This is a genomic window from Streptosporangiales bacterium, from assembly GCA_009379825.1.
In the GTDB taxonomy this organism is placed as follows: Bacteria; Actinomycetota; Actinomycetes; order Streptosporangiales; family WHST01; genus WHST01.
The window spans coordinates 43,028-66,205 of sequence record WHTA01000022.1 but is presented as its reverse complement, the minus strand read 5'-3'; the positions used below and the strand labels follow the sequence as shown (position 1 = coordinate 66,205).

Annotated in this window: 23 protein-coding genes; 13 read left to right on the top strand and 10 right to left on the bottom strand. The window is 71.3% G+C overall.

Going from position 1 to position 23,178, the window contains the following annotated elements; genetic code table 11:
- Nucleotides 1-82 precede the first annotated feature (82 nt).
- The 11 genes from GEV07_13555 to GEV07_13505 all read left to right on the top strand — a co-directional run bounded on the left by GEV07_13555 (nt 83) and on the right by GEV07_13505 (nt 10,594).
- Nucleotides 83-1,189, top strand: a complete 1,107-nt coding sequence (locus GEV07_13555; protein ID MQA03695.1) for a hypothetical protein — start codon at nt 83-85, stop codon at nt 1,187-1,189.
- A complete protein-coding gene (locus GEV07_13550; GenBank protein MQA03694.1) occupies nt 1,186-1,830 on the top strand; it encodes a DUF4129 domain-containing protein in 645 nt (214 codons plus the stop codon). The genes GEV07_13555 and GEV07_13550 overlap by 4 nt, the downstream gene beginning before the upstream one ends.
- Nucleotides 1,725-2,987 carry a DUF4350 domain-containing protein gene (locus GEV07_13545; protein MQA03693.1) on the top strand — a complete coding sequence of 421 codons (1,263 nt, stop codon included), beginning with the start codon at nt 1,725-1,727 and terminating at the stop codon, nt 2,985-2,987. Before GEV07_13550 ends, GEV07_13545 begins: the two co-directional genes overlap by 106 nt.
- 1,002 nt (nt 2,988-3,989) lie before the next feature.
- Nucleotides 3,990-4,991, top strand: coding sequence for an AAA domain-containing protein (locus tag GEV07_13540; GenBank protein MQA03692.1), 1,002 nt, complete (start codon nt 3,990-3,992; stop codon nt 4,989-4,991).
- A gap of 4 nt (nt 4,992-4,995) precedes the next feature.
- Entirely contained in the window at nt 4,996-6,291 is a 1,296-nt protein-coding gene (locus GEV07_13535) for a DUF58 domain-containing protein (protein MQA03691.1), read from the top strand.
- A gap of 104 nt (nt 6,292-6,395) precedes the next feature.
- Nucleotides 6,396-7,895, top strand: coding sequence for a PQQ-binding-like beta-propeller repeat protein (locus GEV07_13530; protein MQA03690.1), 1,500 nt, complete (start codon nt 6,396-6,398; stop codon nt 7,893-7,895).
- 23 nt (nt 7,896-7,918) lie between these two features.
- Nucleotides 7,919-8,980, top strand: coding sequence for an alcohol dehydrogenase catalytic domain-containing protein (locus tag GEV07_13525; GenBank protein ID MQA03689.1), 1,062 nt, complete (start codon nt 7,919-7,921; stop codon nt 8,978-8,980).
- Between the two features lie 99 nt (nt 8,981-9,079).
- Nucleotides 9,080-9,415 carry a metalloregulator ArsR/SmtB family transcription factor gene (locus tag GEV07_13520; GenBank protein ID MQA03688.1) on the top strand — a complete coding sequence of 112 codons (336 nt, stop codon included), beginning with the start codon at nt 9,080-9,082 and terminating at the stop codon, nt 9,413-9,415.
- Entirely contained in the window at nt 9,408-9,857 is a 450-nt protein-coding gene (locus GEV07_13515) for an SRPBCC domain-containing protein (protein ID MQA03687.1), read from the top strand. Before GEV07_13520 ends, GEV07_13515 begins: the two co-directional genes overlap by 8 nt.
- Nucleotides 9,858-9,864: 7 nt before the next feature.
- A complete protein-coding gene (locus tag GEV07_13510; GenBank protein ID MQA03686.1) occupies nt 9,865-10,236 on the top strand; it encodes a nuclear transport factor 2 family protein in 372 nt (123 codons plus the stop codon).
- A 13-nt stretch (nt 10,237-10,249) separates the two neighbouring features.
- Nucleotides 10,250-10,594, top strand: a complete 345-nt coding sequence (locus GEV07_13505; protein MQA03685.1) for a hypothetical protein — start codon at nt 10,250-10,252, stop codon at nt 10,592-10,594.
- Nucleotides 10,595-10,643: 49 nt separating this feature from the next.
- Here the strand turns inward: GEV07_13505 and GEV07_13500 are convergent, their stop codons facing one another.
- The 5 genes from GEV07_13500 to GEV07_13480 form a co-directional block, all read right to left on the bottom strand.
- A complete protein-coding gene (locus tag GEV07_13500; protein ID MQA03684.1) occupies nt 10,644-11,327 on the bottom strand; it encodes an endonuclease V in 684 nt (227 codons plus the stop codon).
- Nucleotides 11,328-11,347: 20 nt separating this feature from the next.
- Nucleotides 11,348-12,169 carry an MOSC domain-containing protein gene (locus GEV07_13495; GenBank protein ID MQA03683.1) on the bottom strand — a complete coding sequence of 274 codons (822 nt, stop codon included), beginning with the start codon at nt 12,167-12,169 and terminating at the stop codon, nt 11,348-11,350.
- 14 nt (nt 12,170-12,183) lie between these two features.
- Entirely contained in the window at nt 12,184-13,683 is a 1,500-nt protein-coding gene (locus GEV07_13490; protein MQA03682.1) for an ATP-binding cassette domain-containing protein, read from the bottom strand.
- A gap of 220 nt (nt 13,684-13,903) precedes the next feature.
- Nucleotides 13,904-14,839, bottom strand: a complete 936-nt coding sequence (locus GEV07_13485; protein MQA03681.1) for a glutathione S-transferase family protein — start codon at nt 14,837-14,839, stop codon at nt 13,904-13,906.
- Between the two features lie 39 nt (nt 14,840-14,878).
- Nucleotides 14,879-15,880, bottom strand: a complete 1,002-nt coding sequence (locus GEV07_13480; GenBank protein MQA03680.1) for a stage II sporulation protein M — start codon at nt 15,878-15,880, stop codon at nt 14,879-14,881.
- A gap of 104 nt (nt 15,881-15,984) precedes the next feature.
- Here GEV07_13480 and GEV07_13475 point away from each other — a divergent pair, with 104 nt between their 5' ends.
- The gene (locus GEV07_13475; protein MQA03679.1) at nt 15,985-16,746 is read left to right on the top strand and encodes an RDD family protein; all 762 of its coding nucleotides are present in this window, start codon (nt 15,985-15,987) and stop codon (nt 16,744-16,746) included.
- Here the strand turns inward: GEV07_13475 and GEV07_13470 are convergent.
- Both GEV07_13470 and GEV07_13465 read right to left on the bottom strand, forming a co-directional pair.
- Nucleotides 16,733-18,064 carry an MFS transporter gene (locus tag GEV07_13470; protein ID MQA03678.1) on the bottom strand — a complete coding sequence of 444 codons (1,332 nt, stop codon included), beginning with the start codon at nt 18,062-18,064 and terminating at the stop codon, nt 16,733-16,735. The genes GEV07_13475 and GEV07_13470 overlap by 14 nt on opposite strands.
- Nucleotides 18,061-19,059: a carbon-nitrogen hydrolase family protein gene (locus tag GEV07_13465; GenBank protein MQA03677.1), complete on the bottom strand. Its 999-nt coding sequence runs from the start codon at nt 19,057-19,059 to the stop codon at nt 18,061-18,063. Before GEV07_13465 ends, GEV07_13470 begins: the two co-directional genes overlap by 4 nt.
- Nucleotides 19,060-19,201: 142 nt before the next feature.
- Between GEV07_13465 and GEV07_13460 the strand changes: the two genes are divergently transcribed.
- Nucleotides 19,202-19,957 carry a transcriptional regulator gene (locus GEV07_13460; protein MQA03676.1) on the top strand — a complete coding sequence of 252 codons (756 nt, stop codon included), beginning with the start codon at nt 19,202-19,204 and terminating at the stop codon, nt 19,955-19,957.
- 3 nt (nt 19,958-19,960) lie between these two features.
- On the opposite strand, the gene GEV07_13455 is transcribed toward GEV07_13460, so the two are convergent.
- From GEV07_13455 to GEV07_13445, 3 genes are all read right to left on the bottom strand, one after another.
- On the bottom strand, nt 19,961-21,238 hold the full coding sequence (locus GEV07_13455; GenBank protein ID MQA03675.1) for an adenosylhomocysteinase: 1,278 nt from the start codon (nt 21,236-21,238) through the stop codon (nt 19,961-19,963).
- Between the two features lie 81 nt (nt 21,239-21,319).
- Nucleotides 21,320-22,753: an adenosylhomocysteinase gene (locus tag GEV07_13450; protein MQA03674.1), complete on the bottom strand. Its 1,434-nt coding sequence runs from the start codon at nt 22,751-22,753 to the stop codon at nt 21,320-21,322.
- Nucleotides 22,750-23,127 carry a MerR family transcriptional regulator gene (locus GEV07_13445; GenBank protein MQA03673.1) on the bottom strand — a complete coding sequence of 126 codons (378 nt, stop codon included), beginning with the start codon at nt 23,125-23,127 and terminating at the stop codon, nt 22,750-22,752. Before GEV07_13445 ends, GEV07_13450 begins: the two co-directional genes overlap by 4 nt.
- Between the last annotated feature and the right edge of the window lie 51 nt (nt 23,128-23,178).

The window sequence follows — 23,178 nt, the reverse complement described above, 5'->3', positions numbered from 1 at the left end:
ACAGCCGGGTAACGGGTGGTCCCCGCGGCATCCGCGCTGGTGTCGGACCCCGCGCGGGGTGGGCGCATGCCAGGATGGCGACGTGTCGGTCGAAGGCCCGCAGGCTGGCCGCAGCGTCTTCCCGCTGCGGCCACTCGGCGCTGGCGAGGTTCTCGACGCGGCGGTGACGACGATGCGTACGTACGCGCGCGTGACGCTCGGCCCGAGCGCGATCGTGCTCGGTGGCAGCGCGCTGTTGGTAGGCCTGCTCGGCACGTTCGTCTTCACCGGCCTGTTCCTGAGCGGGAACTCGGTGCTGCAGGTGATCGCCGGCGTGGTCGGTGCGGTGGGCCTGTTGGCGGGCCAGCTGTTCGGCTGGGTGGTCGACCTGTTCGCCATGGCGGCGCTCAGCTCGGTGTTCCTCGGCGTGGTCTCGCGCGCGGTGCTCGGCCGGCCGGCGCCGTTGCGCACGGTCTGGCGCGACACGAAGGGCAGCGTCGGCTGGCTGGTGCTCTTCGCGCTGATGCAGGCCGCGGCGATCACCGGGCTGTACTTCGTGGTGATCCTGCCGGCCCTGTTCATCGGCGACCTCCCGGACGTCGGCCCGTACCTGGTCGTGCTCTGGATGCTGCTCGTCGGTGCGGTCGCTGCGTTCCTCTACGCGCAGGTGTGGCTCGCGCCGGCGGCGATCGTGGTCGAGCGGGTGAACGTCGTGCAGGGCATCGCACGCTCGTGGCGGATGACGGCTACCGGGCGGTTCCGGGCGATGGGGGTGCTGCTGCTCGTCGGGCTGGTGTGCGCCGTGCTGTGGCCGGTCTTCGGCTACGGGTTCGGGGCGTTGGCGTTGCTGCTCGGCCAGGTGCTCAGCATCGGGTTCTCCAGCATGGTCGCGCAGGTGCTGTACTTCGCGGTGGTGTTGCTGAGCTCGCTGCTGGTCGCGATCGTGGTGGTGCCTTACCTGTACCTGGCGATGGGCACCGCCTACTTCGAGCTGCGCTGCCGCGCGGAGGGTTTCGACCTGCTGCTCAGCGAGGCGCACACCGCGGGCCGGCTGCGTGACGTGCCGGTGGACGCGTTCTTCCTGGGGCCTGGCACGGTGTTCGCCGGGCCGGCGGACGCCAGGCCGCCGTTGCCGCCGCCGGGCCGCCGTACGGTGGCGTCGATGCCTGTGCCGCCGATGGGCCCGGTCGTGACGGGTGGGCCGCGATGAACGTGCCGGTCGGGGTCGGCAGGGAGGAAGCGAGGCGCCTCGCGGAGCGCGAGCTGGACGAGCCCGCCTACGGCCAGAACGAGAGCTGGGCGGACAAGCTGCAGCAGTGGCTGGACGACGTGCTCTCCCGGTTGGACGACATCTTCGACGACATCCAGCCGACGGACTCGACGGTCGGCGGCTGGTTCGGCCTGGTCGTCATCGTCCTCATCGTGGTCTTGGTGATCGTGCTCGTGCGGTATCGGGCCGGGACGATGCAGCGTGCGCGCCGGCGGTCCGAAGCCGCGTTGCTCGAGCCGGTGCAGTTCGTCAGCGCGGCCCAACAACGGAACACGGCCGACGAGTACGCCACGGGCGAGGAGTGGGCGGAGGCGATCCGCGCGCGGATGCGTGCCATCGCGCTCGCCCTCGAGGAGCGTGCGCTGCTCGACCGCAGGCCGGGCCGTACCGCCGACGAGGTCGCGTCGGACGCGGCGCCTGCACTGCCCGATCATGCCGGTGAGCTGAGGCGGGCCGCGCGCATCTTCGACGACGTCTGGTACGGCGGGCACACCGCCGACCGCGAGCTGTACGGCGAGATCACCGACATCGACGAGCGCCTGGCGGCGGCGAAGCCGACGTTGACCGGGGCCGCCCGGTGACCCAGGCGAGTACCTCGCTGGCGCCCACCCGCAGCGCCGCGGCACGCAAGGCACGGCCGTTCGTCGTCTTCGGCGTGGCGGCGGCGGTCATCCTGCTCGGCATTCTGCTGCTGCCCTTCCTCACCGCGGAGAACACCAGGGCGCTGTCGACCGAGTCGACCGAGCCGGACGGGGCACGGGCGATCGCACAGCTGCTGGACGACCAGGGCGTGGACGTGACCGAGGAGACCTCGCCGCGCGACGCCGTCGACCGGGCGACGGCGGACACCACGCTGGTCGTCGCGGACACGAACTTCCTCACCAAGCCCGCGGCGCGTGCGATCAAGCGGTCGCAGGCGGACGTCGTGCTGCTCCAACCGCTGCCGGTGCGGCTGGCCGACGTCACCGGCGACGTCCAGACAGCGGGCGCAGGCGGGACGACGGAGGTCGCGCCCGACTGTCCGCTGGCCGCGGCCCAGCGGGCCGGCACCGTCGACATCGGCAACTCGGACGTCTACGACGTGGCACCCGGCGCGGAGGCGATGACGTGTTACCCGGCCGAGGACGGCGCCCACCTCGTGCAGCTGCGCGACGGCTCGCGGACGATCACCGTGGTCTCGTCCTCGTACCCGTTCCAGAACGGCGGCCTCACCAGCGCAGGCAACGCCGCGTTCGCCATGAACCTGTTGGGCGCGAACGAGGACCTGATCTGGCTGCTGCCCAACCCGCAGTCGTCCGACTTCGAACCCACCGGGTCGCTGACCTCGTTGCTGCCTGACGTCACGAGGATCGCCGCGTTCGGGACGATCGTCGCCATCCTGCTGTACGCGCTGGCCCGCGGTCGGCGGCTGGGGCCGGTGGTGTCGGAACGGTTGCCGGTGCTCGTACGTGCCACCGAGACCACGGAGGGCCGTGCCCGGTTGTACCGAACGCTTCGGGCGCGGGAACGTGCCGCGGACTCGTTGCGGCGTGGCACGATCGCGAAGATACGTGCGCCGCTGCGGCTGCCGCGCGACAGCTCACCGGACGCGGTGGTCGCGGCCGTCGCGGCGCGGGTGCAGCGCAACCCGGCGGAGGTCGGCAGCCTGCTCTACGGCGGCGCCCCACCCGACGACGCCGCGTTGGTACGACTCGCCGACGACCTGGACACCCTGGAAGGGGAGGTACGCCGCTCGTGACAGTGCATCCCGTCGACCTCCCGCGCTCCGCTCCTCGCTCACCTACGGTGATCTGGGGACTTGCGGACCGTACGTTCGCTGCGATGCTCACGCGGAAGGCCTCCTCATGACCCACAGACCCACCAACACACACGACCCCGTGCCTGCGACCGGCGGGGTGGGAGGAGACGGCCGCGGATGAACCCGCAGGAGCCAAGCGACCAGAACGCCCAGGATCAGCCGGACCAGGAACCAGCCTGGCCGGCGACCGAGCAGCACTCCCCGCAGGACCAGGAGCACGCGTCGTCGGCGACGGAGCGGCCGACCGTGCACTTCGGGCCGGACCAGCCCGCCGAGCCGACGCGCGCGCCCGCCCAGCAGGCCTGGCCGGCGGCCGAGGCGGACCAGGCCGCACCGCCGGGTAACCCCTTCTACGAGCCGACGACGGTGCACCAGGACCCCGCCGGGTACGCACCGCCACCACCGGCCGGCGGCCCGGCGTTCGACTCCGCCCCCGCGCCGGGCCGGGCCGTACCCGGTGACCAGGCAGCCCCACCGCCGGACAGTCCCGTGCCGCCAGGCAGACCCGTGCCGCCGGGCAGTCCCGCGCCGCCAGGCGACACCGGGCCGGGCCAGGCCGCACCCGGTGACCAGGCAGCCCCACCGCCGGGCAGACCCGCGCCGCCGGGCAGTCCCGCGCCGCCGGGCAGTCCCGTGCCGCCGGGCGACACCGGGCCGCAGCCGGTGCCGGACGGCCCAGGGCCGCAGCCCGTCCCGCCGCCGGGCGCACCCATGCCGCCGGCGCCGGGCGGTGCGCCCATGCCGCCGGGTGGGCCGGGGCCGCAGCCTGTCCCGCCGCCGGCAGGTGGCCCGCCGCCGGCAGGTGGGCCACCGCCGGGTGGGCCAGGGCCGCAGCCGGTGCCGGGTGGGCCTCCGCCGGGTGGGCCAGGGCCGCAGCAAGGCATGCAGGCGCAGCCAGGGCCGCAGCAAGGCATGCAGGCGCAGCCGGGGCCGCAGCAAGGCATGCAGGCGCAACCGGGGCCGGGCTGGCCGGGCGCGGCGCAACCGCCGGCGCCCGGGCCGGAGTGGACGGCGCTCAGCTCGGTGCGTAGCGAGATCGGCAAGGTGATCGTCGGGCAGGAGTCGGTCATCACCGGCGTGATGATCGCGCTGCTGTGCCAGGGCCACGTGCTGCTGGAGGGCGTCCCCGGTGTCGCGAAGACGCTGCTGGTGCGGGCGCTGGCCGGCACCTTGGAGCTGGACATGAAGCGGGTGCAGTTCACCCCCGACCTGATGCCAGGCGACGTCACCGGCTCGCTTGTCTACGACACGAACACCGCGGAGTTCGAGTTCCGTGAGGGGCCGGTCTTCACCAACCTGCTGCTGGCGGACGAGATCAACCGGACCCCGCCGAAGACGCAGGCGGCGCTGCTCGAGGCGATGGAGGAGCGGCAGGTCACCGTCGAGGGGAGCCCGCGGCCGCTGCCGATGCCGTTCCTCGTCGCGGCCACCCAGAACCCCGTCGAGTACGAGGGCACCTACCCGCTGCCTGAGGCGCAGCTCGACCGCTTCCTGCTGAAGCTCAACGTCGCGTTGCCCAGCCGGGCCGAGGAGGTCGACGTCATCTCCAGGCATGCGGCCGGGTTCGACCCGCGCGACCTGGACGCCGCTGGCCTGGAGCGCATCGCCGGCCCGGCCGAGCTGGCCGCCGGCCAGCGCGAGGTACGCAGGATCACCACCAGGCCGGAGGTGATCGGCTACGTGGTGGACGTGTGCCGCGCCACCAGGCAGTCGCCTTCGCTGCAGCTCGGCGCGTCGCCGCGCGGCGCGACCGCCCTGCTCGCGGCGAGCCGGGCCTGGGCGTGGCTGGCCGGGCGCGACTACGTCTCCCCCGACGACGTGAAGTCGCTGGCGCGGCCGACGCTGCGGCACCGCGTGCAGCTGCGGCCGGAGGCCGAGCTGGAGGGCATCACGAGCGACAGCGTGCTCGACGGGATCCTCGCCACCGTGCCGGTGCCACGCTGACCACATGGCCGTCACCGGAAGGCTCGCACTCGCCGCGCTGATCGGCGCCGCGCTCGTCCTCGTCGTGCCCGGCGGCTGGTGGGTGCTGCTGGCTGCGTGGGGGCTGCTGGTCGTCCTGGTGTGCGTCGACCTCTGGCTGGCGGGCAGCGTCGCCAACCTGCGGCTGTCGCGCGCCGGCGACACCTCCTGCCGGCTGGACCAGACGGCCACCGTGACGCTGACGGTGGAGAACCCGGGCAGGCGCCGCGTACACGGGCTGCTCCGCGACGCGTGGCCGCCGAGCGCCGGCAGCACGCCGCGCCGGCACCGCCTCGACGTCCCCGGCGGGGAGCGGCGCAGGTACGACACCGTCCTCGACCCGGTCAGGCGCGGCGACCAGGGGCCGGCCAGGATCACCCTCCGTTCGTACGGCCCGCTGGGCCTCGCCGCCCGCCAGGGCTCGCACCGGGTGCCGTGGAACGTCCGGGTGCTGCCCGCGTTCCCCAGCCGCCGGCACCTGCCGGCGAAGCTGGCGAAGCTGCGCGAGGTGGACGGCCGGCAGGCCGCCCGGATCCGCGGCCAGGGCACGGAGTTCGACTCGCTGCGGCAGTACGTGGACGGCGACGACGTCAGGTCCATCGACTGGCGGGCCACCGCGCGCCGCGCCGACGTGGTCGTGCGCACCTGGCGGCCGGAGCGCGACCGCAGGATCCTCATCGTGCTCGACACCGGGCGCACCTCCGCCGGCCGGGTCGGCGACATCCCGCGCCTGGACGCGTCCATGGACGCCGCGCTGCTGCTCACCGCGCTCGCGTCGCGGGTCGGTGACCGGGTGGACTTCCTCGCCTTCGACCAGGAGATCCGCGCGCAGGTGAGGCACGCGTCGAAGGCGAAGATCATGCACGCCGTCGTCGAGGCGATGGCGCCGCTCGAGTCGCAGCTGGTGGAGATCGACCCGGTCGGGGTCACCGCGCTCGCGCTGGAGAAGGCGCGGCAGCGCAGCCTCGTCGTCCTGCTCACCGACCTGTCGGCGAGCGCGCTCGAAGGCGGCCTCATCCCCCGGCTGCCGCTGCTCGCCGCCAAGCACCTGGTGCTGGTCGCCGCCGTCGCGGACCCCGGGGTGGAGGAGATGGCGGCACGCCGCGGTGACGCACCCGCCGTGTACGAGGCCGCGTCCGCGGAACGGACCAGCGAACGCCGCCGGCACGTCAGCGCACTGTTGCGCAGGCACGGGGTCGAGGTGGTGGACGCGCCGCCTGGGGAGATCGCGTCCGCGCTCGCGGACCGCTACATCGCGCTGAAGGCCAGCGGCCTGCTCTGACGTCACCAGGCAGACAAATGCCTGGTGGGCACGGCGGTAACACCCGTACCCTGTCATACCGCTCTACTGCGATATGTTCGCGCTGGGGGGAGCTTAGCTAGCGAATGAGGTCGGAGATGTCCCAGGGCCATGATGACTCGCGTCATGGCTGGCAACCACCGCATGAGCAAGGACCGCCGGACGAAGGGGAACGGGACGCGCAGCAGCCGGGGAAGCGCCGCAAGGGGGTGCTGATCGGCCTGCTCGCCGGGGGTGGCGTGCTCGCGCTGTTGGTCGTCATCGCCCTCGTCGTCGTCGCCCCTGGGGGTGGGAACGGCAAGAGCGAGGAGAAGACGCGCAAGAAACCGCCCAAAGCACCCGCGGCCGCGTACGAGGTCGCGTGGCGCACGCCGAAGCCCAGCCAGCTCGACGCCGTGAAGCCGGTCGACGTGTTCGTGGTCGGCGACACCGTCGTGCGGGTGGACATCTACTCGATCACCGCGTACGACATCGCCGACGGTGAGCAGCGCTGGCAGGTGACGATCCCGGAGGACCGGCACCTGTGCGCCGTCTCGCCGCGGGCGGCCGGCGGCATCATCGCGTACGGCATCGGCACCAGCGCCGGCAGCTGTCCAGAGCTGCAGGCGATCGACGCCTCCGACGGCACGACGCTGTGGGGCACGGAGCTCGAGCCGCAGCAGGACGAGTCGACGCTGATCAAGTCGATCGCCGTGCTCAAGCGCAAGGTCGTCGTCGCCACCGCCGAGGGTGTGCGCGCCCTGGACGCGAAGAGCGGCGGCGAGCGCTGGCGCATCGCCCCGGACAACCCGGACTGCCAACCGGGCGAGGTGCAGGCGACCACCAAACGGCTGCTCGGCATCGTCGACTGTGCGGAGAAGGAAACCAGCGACTCCGCAGACCTCGTGGTGTCCATCGACCCCGACACCGGCGAGACCAACTGGCTGGACAAGCTGCCCAACAAGGGCAACTATGCGCCGCCGCAGATCTTCCAGGCCTCGCCACCGGTGCTGATGATCAACGACCAGCGCGACAAGTTCAAGTTCCAGATCGTCGACGAGAAGGACGGCGAGCAGCTGGCCGAGTTCCGCGCCACCGGCGACGGCGGCACGCTGGACCCGGACGAGTACCAGCTCGGCAACGTGGACAAGGCACTGACCATCAACACCCCGTTCGTCGTCGCCGGGGACACGTTGATCGGGATGGCGAAGGTGGCCGACCAGGAGAGCCCACTGGGCAGCCGGGTGGTCCTCGGCATCAGCCTGGAGACCGGCGAGCGGCTGTGGAGCACCGACCTCGGCAAGATCAAGGACGGCCGCGACTTCCACGGCCGGATGGTCTTCAGCGACGAGCCGGACGGGCCCGCCCGGGTGTACATCACCAGGCCGGGCAGCTGGGGCTACACGAAGCTCACCACCGTGGACCCGGAGACCGGTGAGCTGGCCGAAGGCACGTACGTCGCCGACCACCCGGAGACGATCGCGAGCAGCGTCTTCCTCTCCTCCGGCAAGACGCTCATCGAGGTCAGCACCACGTCGATCACGCCGTACGCCATCCGCGCCTACACCCCGAAGAAGGAGCAGCAGGGCACGGCGACACCCAAGTAGCCGGACGCGAAGGGGCGAGTCGGATGCAGGCAGTGGTGTGTCACGGACCGAACGACTACCGGCTGGACGACGTGCCGGTACCGCGCCCTGGCCCCGGCGAGGCGCTCGTCCAGGTCGAGGCGGTCGGCATCTGCGCCAGCGACGTGAAGTGCTTCCACGGCGCGACGAAGTTCTGGGGTGACGGCAGCAGGCCCGCGTACGTCGAGACGCCTGTGGTGCCCGGGCACGAGTTCGTCGGCACCGTCGTGGAGCTGGACGACCGGGCCCGCGAGCGCTGGCAGGTCGACGTCGGCGACCGGGTGGTGTCGGAGCAGATCGTGCCGTGCTGGGCGTGCCGGTACTGCCTGCGCGGCCAGTACTGGATGTGCGCCAAGCACGACATCTACGGGTTCCGGTTGCGTACCCCGGGCGCGATGGCGCCGTACCTGGTGTTCCCGGCGAACGCGCTCGTGCACAAGGTCGCGCCCGGCCTGCCGGCGGCGCACGCGGCGTTCGCCGAGCCGCTTTCGTGCGCACTGCACGCGGTGGAGCGGGCCACCATCGGCTTCGGCGACGTCGTGGTCGTCGCCGGTTGCGGACCCATCGGCCTCGGCATGGTCGCCGGGGCGAAGGCGAAGTCGCCGGCGCACGTCGTCGCCCTCGACCTCGCCGACGACCGGCTGGAGCTGGCCCGGCTGTGCGGCGCGGACCTGGCGCTGAACCCGCGCAGCGACGACGTCCCCGCCGCCGTGCGCGACCTGACCGACGGCTACGGCGCCGACGTGTACCTGGAGGGCACCGGCCACCCGTCGGCCGTCCAGCAGGGCCTGGCCCTGCTGCGCAAGCTCGGCACCTTCGTCGAGTACGGCGTCTTCGGCGCGGACGTGACGGTGGACTGGAGCATCATCAGCGACGACAAGGAGCTCGACGTCCGCGGCGCACACCTCGGCCCGCACTGCTGGCCGGCGGCGATCCGGATGCTGGCGGCCGGCACCCTGCCGATGGACCGCATCTGCAGCCACCAGCTCCCGCTGGCCGACTTCCGCGAAGGCCTCACCCTGGTCGGCGACGGCACCCGGTCGGTCAAGGTCTCCCTGCTCCCCTAGCCGAGCGGATCACGGCCTCGATCTCGACAGATGACCCATAGCCATGAGTACAAATGAATGTTTGTACTATAGTGGGGACAGCCGACCGAAAGGACAGTGATGGGTGCTGAACCTGCTTCTGATCTCGACTTCGCGCTGCGTGCGCTGGCCGATGCGAATCGTCGGGCGATCTTGAGCGCGATCCGGTCCGATCCGCGGCCGGTGGGGTCCATCGCCGAAGAGGTTGGTCTGTCACAGCAGACGACCTCCCACCACCTCGGCGTGCTCCGTGCGGCTGGGTTGGCCACTGGGACGCGGGACGGCACGCGGCACCTGTTCGCGGTGAACACCGACGGGCTGGCGGCCGTGCGCTCCTACCTGGACGGCTTTTGGCCGAGCAAGCTCTCGGCGCTCAAGGCGGCCGTCGAAGCCGGCGGGGAGAGTGACCGTGGCTGAGTACCAGACCTCGATCGAGATTGCCGCACCACCGGAGACGGTCTTCGGCTACCTGACCACTGAGGCGGGCATGACGGCGTGGATGGGTATGCACGCCGACCTCGAACCGCATCCGGGAGGCGTGTTCGCTGTCGACATCGCCGGCTACCCGATCTGGGGCCGGTACCTGCATGTCGAACGCCCCACGCGCGTAGTCGTGTCCTGGGGTGTCGCCGGAAGTGCCGATCTGCCCGCGGGCGCATCTACGGTCGAGTTCCGGCTCACCGCCGTCGGGGGCGGTACGAGGATCGAGCTGGTTCACTCCGGCCTACCCGAGCCCGAGCTGGCCGGGCATGCCGACGGCTGGGCGCACTTCCTGCCACGACTGGCCATCGCCGCCACCGGCGGCGACGCCGGACCCGACCACTGGCGCCCCTCGGCGGCTGGAACGGACAAACGATGACCAACGAATGGAGTACCCCGTGGCACAGCCATCCGCGTACCAGACCGTGCATGACTACCACCGGGCATGGACAAGCGGCGACATCGACCGCGCCATGGACCGAGTTGCCGACGACATAGTCTGCCGCGCGCCGGGAGTCGACCTCACCGGTAAGGACACCTACCGCGACTTCATTGCCGGCTTCGCGCCTGCTCTGACCGGCCTGGCCGACATCGCCGACTTCACCGACGAGGATCGCGTCGCACTGTTCTACTACCCCCAGACTGCTGCGACGACGAAGGCTCCGGCTGCTGAGTGCTTCACCGTCCGCGACGGCAAGATCATCGAAAGCGTCCTCATCTTCGACCGTCTCTCCTTCGGCCCACCCGCCGAAGCGTGAGCAGGAGCCGACGATGACCCGACAAGCCGAGTTGATCGAACGCGTCCGCACCCTGCTTGCCGAGGAACCGTCGACGCGTGAGGTGGCGATGTTCGGCGGTCGATCGTTCATGGTGAACGGCAAGATGGTCGCCAGCGCTCTCAGCGGCGGTGACCTGCTGGTCCGCGTCGCCGCCGAACGACACCACGAGCTCACCACGCGGCCCGGCGCCACGCAGGCCGAGATGGGAGCCGGACGGACCATGGGCCCGGGCTGGATCGCAGTATCCGCCCAGTCGATCGAGAGTGACGACGACTTGTCCTTCTGGCTCGACGTCGCACTGGACTACAACCGCGCGAACGCAGGGAGGCGGAAATGAGCGAGTCGGGCGCGTCTCGGTGCGACACTCGCCGTCCTGGCCGCACCGGTCACTGCGCGTCTTCGCGGGCTGTGCGGGCCAGGCGGCGGGCCTCGCGCAGCGGGGTCGGCGTGCGGTGGGTGGCCGCGGCGAGGACCGTCGCCGCTGCCTGGTCGGGGGCGGTGCGCCAGGCGGCGTGCGCGGCCAGCGGACGACGGCCGGAGCGGGTACGAACCCAGTAGCCCACGACCGTGCCGTCGAGGCGCAGCGCACTGCGGGCGCCGCGCTCGGGCGCCGGCCAGTCGCCGGTGGCCACCAGCGGTCGGTGCGTGACGCCGACCGTCGCGACGTCGAGGACGGCACCGAGGTGCACCGCGAGCCCGGCCCGCCGCGGGTGGTCGAGCCCCGTGCCGTCGACGAGCAACACGTCCGGCCACGCCGGCAGCGCACGTACCGCCTCGTCCAGCAGCGCGCCCATCCGCAGCGCGAGTAGCCCGGGCACGTACGGCCCGGCGGCGTGACCGCCTACGACCGCGGCGCCGAGACGCCGTCCCGCACGGACGCACACGGCGGCCGTCCAGGCCGGGTCACCCGCCGCACCGCTGCCGTAGTACCCGCGCGGGAAGCAGACGAAACAGCCGCCCACCACCGGCTCCGCGGGTGCCTGCCAGCGCGGCGGCCCGGCCGCGGCGAGCTGCCGCTGCACCGCGATCAGCTCGTCGGCCGTCGTCGGCCACCCCGTGTCGGCCCGCATCCCTCCATGATGGCCGGCCGTCAGCCGACGGTCACCTGGTCGCCGACGCGGAGCACCCCGCCGTCCAGCGGCACTAGGCGCACGCCGAACCACACCTGGCCGGCCCACCGCCGGTGCCTGGCCAGCGTGCGGGTGGGCTCCTTGCTCCGCCGCAGCGTGACCGGGTCGATGGTCGGCAGCACGCACCGGTCGCACGCCTCCGACACCCGGAACGGCACGTCGCCGATACACACACTGGTCCAGTCGTCCTCGGCGAACGGTGCCGCGCCGTCGACGACGACGTTGGGACGGAACCGCGCCATGGCAAGCGGCGCGACCGAAGGCTCGTCGCGTTCCGCGGCGGTCGCGTCGACCCACTCGTCCAGCCGACGCAGCGACGGCACGGTAGTCAACAGCAACGGCCCGGTGTCGGCGAGGTTCACGCTGTCGCCAGGCAGCCCGCCGTGCCGGTCCGCCACCGGCCGGCGGCGCGGGTCGTCCAGCCACACCAGGCGGACCTTCGCGTCGAGTACCTCGGACAGCCAGCCGTCGGCCGCGGGACCGGCGAGCGTCGCCTGGTCGAGCCCGCTGAAGTCCACCGCGGCCCGTGCACCGGAAACCGGGGCGGCCACGGCCAGCGGCGGCATCCCGTCTGCGGTGAGCACGAGGTCGTCACCGGCGGCCGGGGTAGCCGTCACGTGCAGCAGCCGCTCGTGGGTGCGGGCCGTGACCTTGCCGCCGCGCTCGTCGACGACCGCCCACCGCCGGTCACCCGCGAGCCCCCACGGCTGCACGGTCGCCGACTCCGACCACAGCCCACGCGTCGACTTCACCGGGTAGACCGCGAGCGCGGTGACGTGCACGTGACACCCTCCCGTCAGCGCGGCGCGGACTCGGTGAGCTGGTCGCCGTCCAGCTCGAGCCAGCGGGTCACACCGATGGTACGGAGGAACGGCAGGTCGTGGCTCGCGACCACGAGCGCACCTGCGTACGCGTGCAGGGCCTGGGTCAGCTGCCTGACGCTGGCCAGGTCGAGGTTGTTCGTCGGCTCGTCGAGCAGGAACAGCTGTGGTGCCGGTTCGGCGAGCAGCAGCGCGGCGAGCGTGGCGCGGAACCGCTCGCCGCCGGACAGCGTGCCCGCCGGCTGGTCGGCCCGCGCACCGCGGAACAGGAACCGCGCCAGCCGGGCGCGGATCTCGTTGTTCGACGCCGCCGGCGCAAACCGTGCGACGTTCGCGGCGACGCTCAGCTCGTCGTCGAGTACGTCCAGCCGCTGCGGCAGATAGCGCAGCGGCACCATCCGGCGCACGCGTCCCTCCCGCGGCTCGGCCAGCCCCGCGACGGTACGCAACAGCGTGGTCTTGCCCGCCCCGTTCGCACCGACGAGGGCGATCCGTCCCGGGCCGCGGACGTCGAGTGCCGCACGGGCGCCGGACACCAACCGCACGTCCGTCAGCCGCAGCACCTCGCGGGTGGCGGGCACCGACGTCTGCGGCAGCTCGACGCGGATCTGGTCGTCGTCGCGCACCGCCTGCTCGGCGTCGGTCAACCACTCGCGCGCCTCGTCGACCTTCGCCAGGTGCATGTTCCTGTGCTTGCCCGCGGCCACCTGGGCCTGCCGCTTGCGCTCCCCCATCACCACCTTGGGCTCACGCTTGGTGTCCCACATCTTCTGGCCGTACCGCTGCCGCCGGTCGAGCTTGATCCGGGCCTCGGCCAGCTCCCGCCGTTGCCTGCGCAGGTCCGACTCGGCCGTCTTCACCGTGCGCTCCGCGGCGTCCTGCTCGACGGCGAGGGCTTCCTCGTACGCAGTGAGGTTGCCGCCGTACCAACGCACCTCGCCGTCGCGCAGCTCGGCGATGCGGTCGACCAGCTCGAGCAGCTGCCGGTCGTGCGTCACCACGCCGAGCACTCCGCGCCACGACTCGACGGTCTCGTACACCACCTGCCGGCCGCGCAGGTCAAGGTTGTTCGTCGGCTCGTCGAGGAGCAGCACGTCCGGGTTGCGCAGCAGCTGTGCGGCGAGCCCGAGCAGCACCACCTCGCCGCCGGACAGCGTGCCGACGGTGCGGTCCAGCTCGACGTGCCCGAGCCCGAGCCGGTCGAGCGTCGCGCGGACCCGTTCCTCGGCGTCCCAGTCGTCGCCGACCGCAGCGAACGTCTCGTCGTCCACCTGGCCGTGCTCGATCGCCGCGAGCGCGGCACGCACGCCGCTGACACCGAGCACCTCCTCGGCGCGCAGGTGTCGGGCGAGGGTGAGGTCCTGGCGCAGGTAGCCGACGCGCCCGCCGACGGACACCGACCCCGCGCCCGGGCGCAGCGCGCCCGCGAACAGCCGCAGCAGGGTGGACTTCCCCGACCCGTTCAGGCCGACCAGGCCGGTGCGTCCAGGCCCTACGGCCGAGGTCGAGGTCGGTGCAGACGGGCGTGCCGTCCGGCCAGGCCGGCGGAAAGGTTGATCGAAGCGGACATGACGGCTCCCTGGGTCTGGTGGTGCGTACGGCATCTCAGACCTGCTGGAGCACTGTCCATGTCCTCTCGCCAGCGAATCGGGCACACTCACGCTATGCCGGGGGGCACCCCGCCGCAACCGGATTTCAGCCGAGCTGCTCGCGGTGGTGCGGCGCCGACCAGTCCTGCTCCGGGCCCTTCGGCACGATGCCGCTGGGGTTCAGGGTCGGGTGCGTGCTGTAGTAGTGCCGCTTGATGTGGTCGAAGTCGACGGTGTCGCCGAACCCCGGCGTCTGGAACAGGTCGCGGGCGTACGCCCACAGCACGGGCATCTCGGCGAGCTTGTTCCTGTTGCACTTGAAGTGCCCGTGGTAGACGGCGTCGAAGCGCACCAGCGTGGTGAACAGCCGGACGTCCGCCTCGGTGATGCGGTCACCGCAGAGGTAGCGCTGCCCGGTCAGTCGCTCGGCCAGCCAGTCCAGCCGCCGGAACAGCGTGTCGTACGCCTCGTCGTACGCCTGCTGTGACGCCGCGAACCCGCACCGGTAGACGCCGTTGTTCACCTCGGCGTACACGACGGCGTTGACCTCGTCGATCTCCGCGCGCAGGTGTGCCGGGTACAGGTCAGGCGCGTCCCCGCTCTGCAGGCCGCGCCACTGCTCCTCGAGGTCGAGGGTGATCTGCGGGAAGTCGTTCGTGACCACCCGCCCGGTCACCGTGTCGACGACGGCGGGCACCGTCACCCGGCCGGTGAAGTCCGGGTCGGTCGCGTGGTACGCCTCCGCAAGGAACTCGATGCCGAGCACCGGGTCGCGCCCGTCGGAGTCCAGGGTGAACCGCCAGCCCCGCTCGTCCCTGATCGGGTCGACGACGGCCAGCCCGATCGCGTCCTCCAGGCCGAGCAGCCGCCGGACGATCACCGACCGGTGCGCCCACGGGCACGCCAGCGACACCACCAACCGGTACCTGCCGGTGGTCACCGGCCAGTCGGTGGAGCCGTCGGCGGTGATCCGGTCGGTGAACCTGTTCGCCTGCCTGACCCACTCACCGCGCTTGCTCGTCTCCTGCGCGAACTGTGCCACGTCCGCCTCCTCCACGCGCCCGGTCGGTACCCGTCCACGCTAGCCCGCGGACGGCAGCACGTCCTCCCGCTGTTCGCGGAGCAGGTCGCCGGTCTCGCCGGCCTGCACGGCGCGCCTGCCCAGCGTGAACACGTACACCAGGAACGCCACCTCGACGAAGACGCCGATGGCTATCCGCGCCCAGGTGGGCAGCGGCGACGGGGTCACGAACGCCTCCACGATCCCGGACACCAGCAGCACCCCGACCAGGCCGAGCGTGATGCTGACCGCGGCGCGGCCCTCGCTGGCGAGCGCCTCCAGCCGGCGGCGCGGGCCCGGGTCGATGATCGACCAGCCGAGCTTCAACCCGGCCGCGCCGGCGAGGAACACGGCGGTCAGCTCGAGCAGGCCGTGCGGGGTGATCAGGCCGAAGAACACGTCGGCCTGCCCGTACGTGGTCATGATCGCCGCGGACACCCCGAGGCTGGCCATGTTCTGCACGAGCACGATGACCGTCGGGATCCCGAGCAGCACGCCGAACGCCAGCGCCTGCGCGGCGACCCACACGTTGTTCGTCCACACCCGGCTGGCGAAGCTGCTCGCCGGGTGCTCGCCGTAATACGCGGCGAAGTCCTTCTCCGCGTACTCCTCGAGGACGTCAGGCGGGGCGATCTCGGTGAGCAGCTGCGGGTGGCTCACCAGCCAGCCGGCGACCACCACGGAGACCAGTACTGAACCGAGGCTGGTGAACAGCAGCCACCAGCGGTAGCGGTACGTCACGGCAGGGAACACCACGAGCACGAACCTGGCGATGTCGCGCCATGCCGGCGTGTGCGCACCGGTGATCGCCGACCGGGCCCGGGCGACCAGCGTGGAGAGCCTGGTGATCAGCCCAGGGTCGGGCGCGGTCGACCTGACCACGGAGAGGTGGGTGCTCACGTGCTCGTACAGCTCGACCAGCTCGTCGGCCTCGGCGCCGGTGAGCCTGCGCCGGCGCTTCAGCAGGTCCTCCAGCCGACGCCACTCGTCGTTGTGCACCGCCACGAACACGTCCAAGTCCACGTCAGCACAGTAGCCTTTCCGCGCTGACCGATGTGGCTGCCGCCCGCCCCACCGGCCGGCGGGTTGGCAGTAGCCTCTGTCGAGTAGGCGTGCGAGGAGGTCGAGTGTCCGAGCTGGTGACCGGCGAGGCTGTCGTACTCGACATCCGGGTCGCGAAGGTGGGCAGCCGCGCGGTGGCCAAGACCATCGACATGCTCATCCAGCTGTCGGTGTTGTTCGCGATCGTCTACTGGATGCCCGAGCCGGCACTCGACGAGGCCGCGGGCCAGGCGCTGCTCATCACCCTCATGGTGGCCGTCATCGTCGGCTACCCGACCGCGAGCGAGACGCTGTGGCGCGGCAAGACCGTCGGCAAGGCGGCGCTGGGGCTGCGCACCGTACGCGACGACGGTGGCCCGATCTCGTTCCGGCAGGCGCTGTTCCGCGCGCTGACCGGCTTCCTGGAGTTCTGGGCGACAGCCGGGCTGCTCGCGGTGCTCTCCTCGTTCGTCAGCCACCGCGGCAAGCGCCTCGGCGACGCGTTCACCGGCACCATAGTGATCGCCGAGCGCGCACCCGGACGCCGCCGGCAGCTGATCGACATGCCACCGGGCACGGAGCACTGGGCCGCGACGCTGGAGCTGGCGGCACTGCCGGACGAGCTCGCGCTCGCCGCCAGGCAGTACCTGACCCGGTTCGAGGACTTCACCCCCGACCAGGCGGAGCGCCTCGGCCGGCGGATCGCCGGCCAGGTGTCCGCCCGGGTGACGCCACCACCGCCGCCGCACCTGCCGCCGTACGTCTACCTCGCCGCCGTGCTCGCCGAGCGCCGCCGGCGGGAGGCGATCAGGCTGCAGCCTGGCTGGAGCCCGGTCACGCCTCGCTGAGGTCCACGTGCCGCCGGTCCGCGGTCAACAGCGCGCCGCCGATCAGGAACAGACCGCCGATCGCCAGCAGCACCACGGGCGTGTACTCGTACGGCACGACGGTCCCAAGCCCGAGCATGTACCACGAGTAGAACGCCGGCACGATGCTCGGCAGGCTGTACGCGATGCCGTAGCCAGAAGCCCGCACGCTGGTCGGGAACAGCTCGGTGAGGAACGCGGTGATGACGGCCCAGACCGGTGTAGTGCACAGGAACGCGGCCGCACCCAACAACACCAGCAGGGCGGGCGACCCTGGCCCGTACGCGATGGCGAGCGCGAGCACCGCAGGCCCGGCGACCACGTTGACGCCACCGAGCACGACGAACAACCGGCGCCGCCCGAACCGCTGCCCCAGCATGCCCACACATGGGAACGCCGCGATGGAGCAGACGGCACCAGTGAGGATCGCCCAGTTGACCGCGCCCGCAGAGGCACCGAGCCCGGTGAAGTGCGAGCTGAACACGCCGACGACGGCGTTGAGCGTCAGCCAGGCACCCGTGCCGACGACGGCCGCGCGGGCCAGGTGGCGCAGGTTGCTGCCGGCGAACAACGTACGCAGCGGCCGCGAGGTGCCACCCTGGCTGGCCCACAACCGCGACTCGGGCACGGCACGCACGTAGTAGAGGAACAGCAGCCCGGAGAACACGAACCCGATGACGAACGGGATGCGCCAGCCCCACATGGCGTACGGCGAGTCTGCGGCACCCGCGGGGAACAACCGCAACGTCACCATGGTCACCACGGTGATGACGGCGAGCGCGGTCGGGTAGCCGATGTTCAACAGCGACCCGTACAGGCCGCGACGGGCGGTGGGTGCGTACTCCATGGCGAGCGGGTTCGCCGCCGTGTACTCGCCACCGAGGAAGACGCCGTCGAGCAGCCGGAGCAGCACCAGCAGCGCGGGAGCCAGCGCACCGATCGTCGCGTAACCGGGCAGCACGGCGATCAGGCCCGTACATATGGTGAAGCCCGCCGCGACGATGATGGTCGTACGCCGCCGGCCGATCCGGTCGCCCATCGGACCGAAGATCAACGCCCCCAGTGGCCGCCCGATCAACGAGGCGGCGAAGATGGCGTACGTCAACGTCGCCTGGGCGACCGTCGACATGCTGGTCGACGAGAAGTACGCGATCGCCGGGGCCAGCACGATCACCGGCAGGTAGACGTCGTACATGTCGACGAAGAAACCGGCCACGGCCGCGCGCAGGGCCCGCCTGCCGGCAGTGCGCTGTTCGGCGGTCGGCTCGGTGACACCCGTGGTGTTCGGCGAGGCGCTCATCGCGTGCTCTCGTCCTCGTGCAGGTGCACCGGCTCCAGCCGGGTGGTGTTCACGGAGAGCTGGAACACGTCGAACCTGTTGTACGTGCCGACGATGTCGTGGATCTGCTTCGGCACGATCGACGCGCCCAGGTCGACGTCCGCGTACAGGATGCCGGTGTCGCCGAGCAGCGGCCCGGCGAGTATCTCGCCCCGCGGCCCGACGATCAGCGACGCGGTCGGGTTGGCCCACAGCAGCTTGGCGATCTCCCCGTCGCCGCCCGCGACCTGGTCCACCCCGTCGTCGTCGAGTGCCGTGGCCGCGACCACGGTGAACACCTTGCCCTCGAACGAGTGGGCGACGCTGCGCACCTTGATCGCCTCGGTGAGGTCGTACTCCTGGCCGTGCTCGCGGCGGTCGAACGGCCACGACGGCGGGTAGCTCGCGAGGTGCAGCCGCTCGCCCTGCGCGAGCAGCGTGAACCTGGCCAGCGTGTTGGTGTTCTCGCCGCAGATGAGGGCACCGACGTTGAGCCCGTCGAGCCCGGCCACGCCGAGGTCGTGTGCGTCGCCTGCCGACCAGGTGAGCCGCTCGTACCAGGTCGCCACCAGCTTGCGCCTGTGGTTGACCGGCCGGCCGTTGCGGTCGAAGAGCAGGTTGCTGTTCCACAGCGTGCCCATGCTGTGCGCGGGTTTCTCCGTGATCCCCACCGACAGCACGACACCGTGCCTGGCCGCGATGTCGCCCAGCCGCTGCACGTCCGGGCCTGGCACGAGCACCGCGTTACGGAACAGCCGCTCGTGCAGGTCGTGCTGGTCGACGGGCGGCAACACACCGTTCCAGATGGGGAAGGCGGGCACGAAGCTCTCGCCGAACACCACGAGTTCCGCACCGCCGGCCACCGCCTCCGCGGTGAGCTCATCGACCTTGTCGATCGTCGCTTCTCTGTCCAGGAACACCGGTGCTGCCTGTACGGCGGCCACCCGGAGCTTCGGATACTCGTCACCACGTGTCATGCGCAGATCCCTCTGTCGAGACGTTTCGACAAGCAACGCCCATGTCCTCGTCGACAGCAAGCGTTCTCCTAGAGTGCAGTTGCTGTCAATATGCGCGACCGATACGCTAATGTGTCGTCTGTTTTCGACACAGGAGCCGGGCATGTGGGAGCAGCTCGTACAGCTCGGTATCGAGCCGAAGGACGCCCGCTTCTACCTCGCGGTACTCGAGCGGGGCAAGCCGACCGTCGCCGAGGCCGCCGAGCACGCGGGCGTCAGCCGCACCAACGCGTACGACATCGCGAAGCGACTCGCCCACCGCGGCCTGCTCTCGTTCGCCGAGACCCGCAGCTCCGGCAGGCACGTGTTGCTGGCCACCGACCCGCAGCGGCTGGTCGACGAGTGGCGCGAGCACGGCCGGATGCTCGACGCCGTCGTCCCGCAGCTGCAGGCGATCCACGACAAGGCGGGAGTACGCCCGCGGGTGCGCTACTTCGAGGGTGCCGACGGCATCAGGTCCGTGCTGTTCGAGACGCTGAACTGGCCGTCGCCGCTGCGCGGGATCCTCTCCATGGTCGACCTGCTCAACGTGCCGGGCGAGGCGGCGATGAACGAGTACATCGAGGGCCGCAGGCAGCGCGGGCTGTGGCTGCACGTGATCAGGTCACGGGAGAAGGAGTCGGACTTCGGCTGGCCCACCGACCCGAGCCGCTTCCGGGTCGCGCGGTACGCGCCCGCAGGTCGCGTGTTCACCATGACCACCATCGTCAGCGGCGGCTCGGTCGCGCTGATCTCGTCCAGGCAGGAGAGCTTCGGCCTGATCATCGACAGCGAGGAGTTCGCCGCTCTGCACGGCAACATGTTCGACGTGCTGTGGGAAGCGAGCACACCGTCCGACGCCCCCGTCGACGGCAGCTGACCCTCAGGAGCCGTGCTCCCAGGAGTTCAGGTAGGCACGCTGCCCGTCGGAGAGCGCGTCGATACGTACGCCGAGCGCGTCGAGCGCGAGCGCGGCGACGTCCTTGCCGATCTCGTCCGGCACGTCGTACACGCCGGCGTCGAGGTCGTCGACGTGCTCCGCGAGCCACGCGGTAGCCAGCGCCTGGTCGGCGAACGACAGGTCCATCACCGACGCCGGGTGGCCCTCGGCCGCGCCGAGGTTGGCCAGCCGACCCTCGGTGAGCAGCAGCAGCCGGCGGCCGTCGTCGAGGACGTACTCGTCCACGTTCGGGCGCACCTCCGACACCACGTCGACGGCGTCCTCGCGCAGGCCCTTGACGTCGATCTCCACGTCGAAGTGCCCGCAGTTGGCCAGCACCGCGCCGTCCTTCATGGCGGCGAAGTGGTTCCTCGTGACGACGTCCCTGTTGCCGGTGACCGTGACGAAGACGTCGCCCTTGGCCGCGGCTTCCTGCATCGGCTCCACGGCGAAGCCCTGCATGGCGGCGTCGAGCGCTTGCACCGGGTCGATCTCCGTGACGATGACGTGCGCGCCGAGCCCTCTGGCGCGCTCGGCGACGCCGCGACCGCAGTACCCGAAGCCGGCGACGACGACCGTGCGGCCGGCGAACAGCATGTTGGTCGCACGCATGATCGCGTCGACGGTGGACTGGCCGGTGCCGTACCTGTTGTCGAACATTCGCTTGGTGCGGGTGTCGTTGACGGCGAGCATGGGGATGCGCAACGCGCCGGCCGCCGCCATCCGCCGCAACCGCACCACTCCCGTGGTGGTGCCCTCGCACCCGCCGCGCACCTGGCCGAGCAGCTCGGGCCGATGGGCGTGCAGGGTGCTCGTCAGGTCGCAGCCGTCGTCGAGCACCAGGTCGGGCTTGCCGTCGAGCACCGCGCTGATGTGCTCGTAGTACTGCTCACGGTCCACGCCGGCTTCCGCGTACACGTCGAGCCCGTAGTCGTGCACGAGCGCGGCCGCGGTGTCGTCCTGCGTGGACAGCGGGTTGGCCGCGCACAGCGCGACGTCGGCACCGCCGGCGGCCAGCGACCGCAGCAGGTTGGCCGTCTCCGCCGTCACGTGCAGGCAGGCGGCAATACGAACCCCGTCGAGCGGGCGCTCGGCGGTGAACCGCGCGCGCACCTGGCCGAGCACCGGCATGGCCCGGGCCGCCCACTCGATCCTGCGCACGCCGAACGGCGCCAGATCGAGATCGGCGACCTGGTACGCGGGAGTGCGTCGCTTGGCCATGCCCACCGTCCTTGCCGTCGAGCTGGCGCGGGGCCGCGCCGGAGCTCTCGCTCCGACGCGGCCCCGGCACCGGTCATCTGCTCAGTAGCGGTAGTGGTCCGGCTTGTACGGACCACTGACCGGCACGCCGAGGTAGTCGGCCTGCACCTTGCTCAGCTCGGTGAGCCCGACGCCGAGCGCGTCCAGGTGCAGCCGGGCGACCTGCTCGTCGAGGTGCTTCGGCAGCACGTACACGCCGATCGGGTACTCGTCGGTCTTCGCGAACAGCTCGATCTGGGCGAGCACCTGGTTGGTGAACGAGTTCGACATCACGAAGCTCGGGTGGCCCGTCGCGTTGCCGAGGTTCAGCAGCCGGCCCTCGGACAGCACGATGATCGACTTGCCGTCGGGGAACGTCCACTGGTCGACCTGCGGCTTGACGACCTCGCGCTTGATGCCGGGCACGCGCGCGAGACCGGCCATGTCGATCTCGTTGTCGAAGTGGCCGATGTTGCCGAGGATCGCGAGGTGCTTCATCCGCGACATCTGCTCGGCGGTCACCACGTCGAAGCAGCCGGTCGCGGTGATGATGATGTCGGCGTCGCCGATGACGTCGACGAGGGTCTTGACCTGGTAGCCCTCCATCGCGGCCTGTAGCGCGCAGATCGGGTCGACCTCGGTGACGATGACCCTGGCGCCCTGGCCGCGCAGCGAGTCCGCGCAGCCCTTGCCCACGTCACCGAACCCGCAGACCACGGCGACCTTGCCGCCGATGAGCACGTCGGTGGCGCGGTTGATGCCGTCGATGAGCGAGTGCCGGCAGCCGTACTTGTTGTCGAACTTGCTCTTGGTGACCGAGTCGTTGACGTTGATCGCGGGGAAGAGCAACGTCTCGCTCTTGGCCATCTCGTAAAGACGGTGTACGCCGGTGGTGGTCTCCTCGGTGACACCCTTGACCGACTTGGCGATCTCACCCCACTTGCCCGGGCTGCCCGCAACCGACTTGGTGAGCAGCTCGAGGACGACCTGGAACTCCTCGTTGTCGGCCGACTTCGGGTCCGGCACCTCGCCGGCCTGCTCGTACTCCGCGCCCTTGTGCACGAGCAGGGTCGCGTCGCCACCGTCGTCGAGGATCATGTTCGGCGGACCGTCCGGCCAGGTCAGCGCCAGCTCGGTGCAGTCCCAGTACTCCGGCAGCGTCTCGCCCTTCCACGCGAACACCGGGGTACCGGCCGGCGCCTCCGGCGTGCCGTTCGGCCCCACCACGACGGCCGCCGCGGCCTCGTCCTGGGTGGAGAAGATGTTGCAGCTCGCCCACCGCACCTCCGCACCGAGCGCGGTCAGCGTCTCGATGAGCACAGCGGTCTGCACGGTCATGTGCAGCGAGCCGGTGATTCTAGCGCCCGCCAGCGGCTTGTTCTCCCCGTACTCGGCACGCATGGCCATCAGGCCAGGCATCTCCTGCTCGGCCAGCTCGATCTGTTTGCGACCGGCGGCGGCCAGGGAGAGGTCTTTGACCTTGTGTTCGATGGTCATCGGCTGTGCTCCTCCTCTGTGGCCGTCGAAGCGGCCAGCAGTCTCTCGTGTTTGTCCTGTTCCCAGCGCAGCCAGTCGGCCGCGTCGACGTGCACCGGCCGGCGCGGGCGGGCGGACAACCACTCGTCCACCGCCGCACGCAGCTTGGGCTCACCGCGCAGCCGCCTGGCAAAGCTCATCTCGGACAACCCGATGTCAAACTCGTGCAGCAGCTCGCGCAGGGTGCGCAGGCGCTGCAGCTGTTCGGGCCCGTAGAGCCGGTAGCCCGACGCCGATCGACGCGGCGCAACCAGCCCCGCGTCCTCGATGTACCGCAGCATGCGGGCCGACCACCCGGTGGTCGATGCCGCCTCCGCAATCGTCAGGCCATCCATCGCGGAAACCTTACCACGGAACTGTCAAGGTTTCCGCGGGCTCCGCGCGAG

Coding starts and splice junctions, on each gene's coding strand:
- GEV07_13550 (MQA03694.1), top strand. CDS start 1,186: ATGAACGTGCCGGTCGGGGTCGGCAGGGAGGAAGCGAGGCGCCTCGCG.
- GEV07_13540 (MQA03692.1), top strand. CDS start 3,990: ATGCAGGCGCAACCGGGGCCGGGCTGGCCGGGCGCGGCGCAACCGCCG.
- GEV07_13535 (MQA03691.1), top strand. CDS start 4,996: ATGGCCGTCACCGGAAGGCTCGCACTCGCCGCGCTGATCGGCGCCGCG.
- GEV07_13530 (MQA03690.1), top strand. CDS start 6,396: ATGAGGTCGGAGATGTCCCAGGGCCATGATGACTCGCGTCATGGCTGG.
- GEV07_13525 (MQA03689.1), top strand. CDS start 7,919: ATGCAGGCAGTGGTGTGTCACGGACCGAACGACTACCGGCTGGACGAC.
- GEV07_13520 (MQA03688.1), top strand. CDS start 9,080: ATGGGTGCTGAACCTGCTTCTGATCTCGACTTCGCGCTGCGTGCGCTG.
- GEV07_13510 (MQA03686.1), top strand. CDS start 9,865: ATGGAGTACCCCGTGGCACAGCCATCCGCGTACCAGACCGTGCATGAC.
- GEV07_13505 (MQA03685.1), top strand. CDS start 10,250: ATGACCCGACAAGCCGAGTTGATCGAACGCGTCCGCACCCTGCTTGCC.
- GEV07_13500 (MQA03684.1), bottom strand. CDS start 11,327: ATGCGGGCCGACACGGGGTGGCCGACGACGGCCGACGAGCTGATCGCG.
- GEV07_13470 (MQA03678.1), bottom strand. CDS start 18,064: ATGAGCGCCTCGCCGAACACCACGGGTGTCACCGAGCCGACCGCCGAA.
- GEV07_13465 (MQA03677.1), bottom strand. CDS start 19,059: ATGACACGTGGTGACGAGTATCCGAAGCTCCGGGTGGCCGCCGTACAG.
- GEV07_13460 (MQA03676.1), top strand. CDS start 19,202: ATGTGGGAGCAGCTCGTACAGCTCGGTATCGAGCCGAAGGACGCCCGC.
- GEV07_13455 (MQA03675.1), bottom strand. CDS start 21,238: ATGGCCAAGCGACGCACTCCCGCGTACCAGGTCGCCGATCTCGATCTG.
- GEV07_13450 (MQA03674.1), bottom strand. CDS start 22,753: ATGACCATCGAACACAAGGTCAAAGACCTCTCCCTGGCCGCCGCCGGT.
- GEV07_13445 (MQA03673.1), bottom strand. CDS start 23,127: ATGGATGGCCTGACGATTGCGGAGGCGGCATCGACCACCGGGTGGTCG.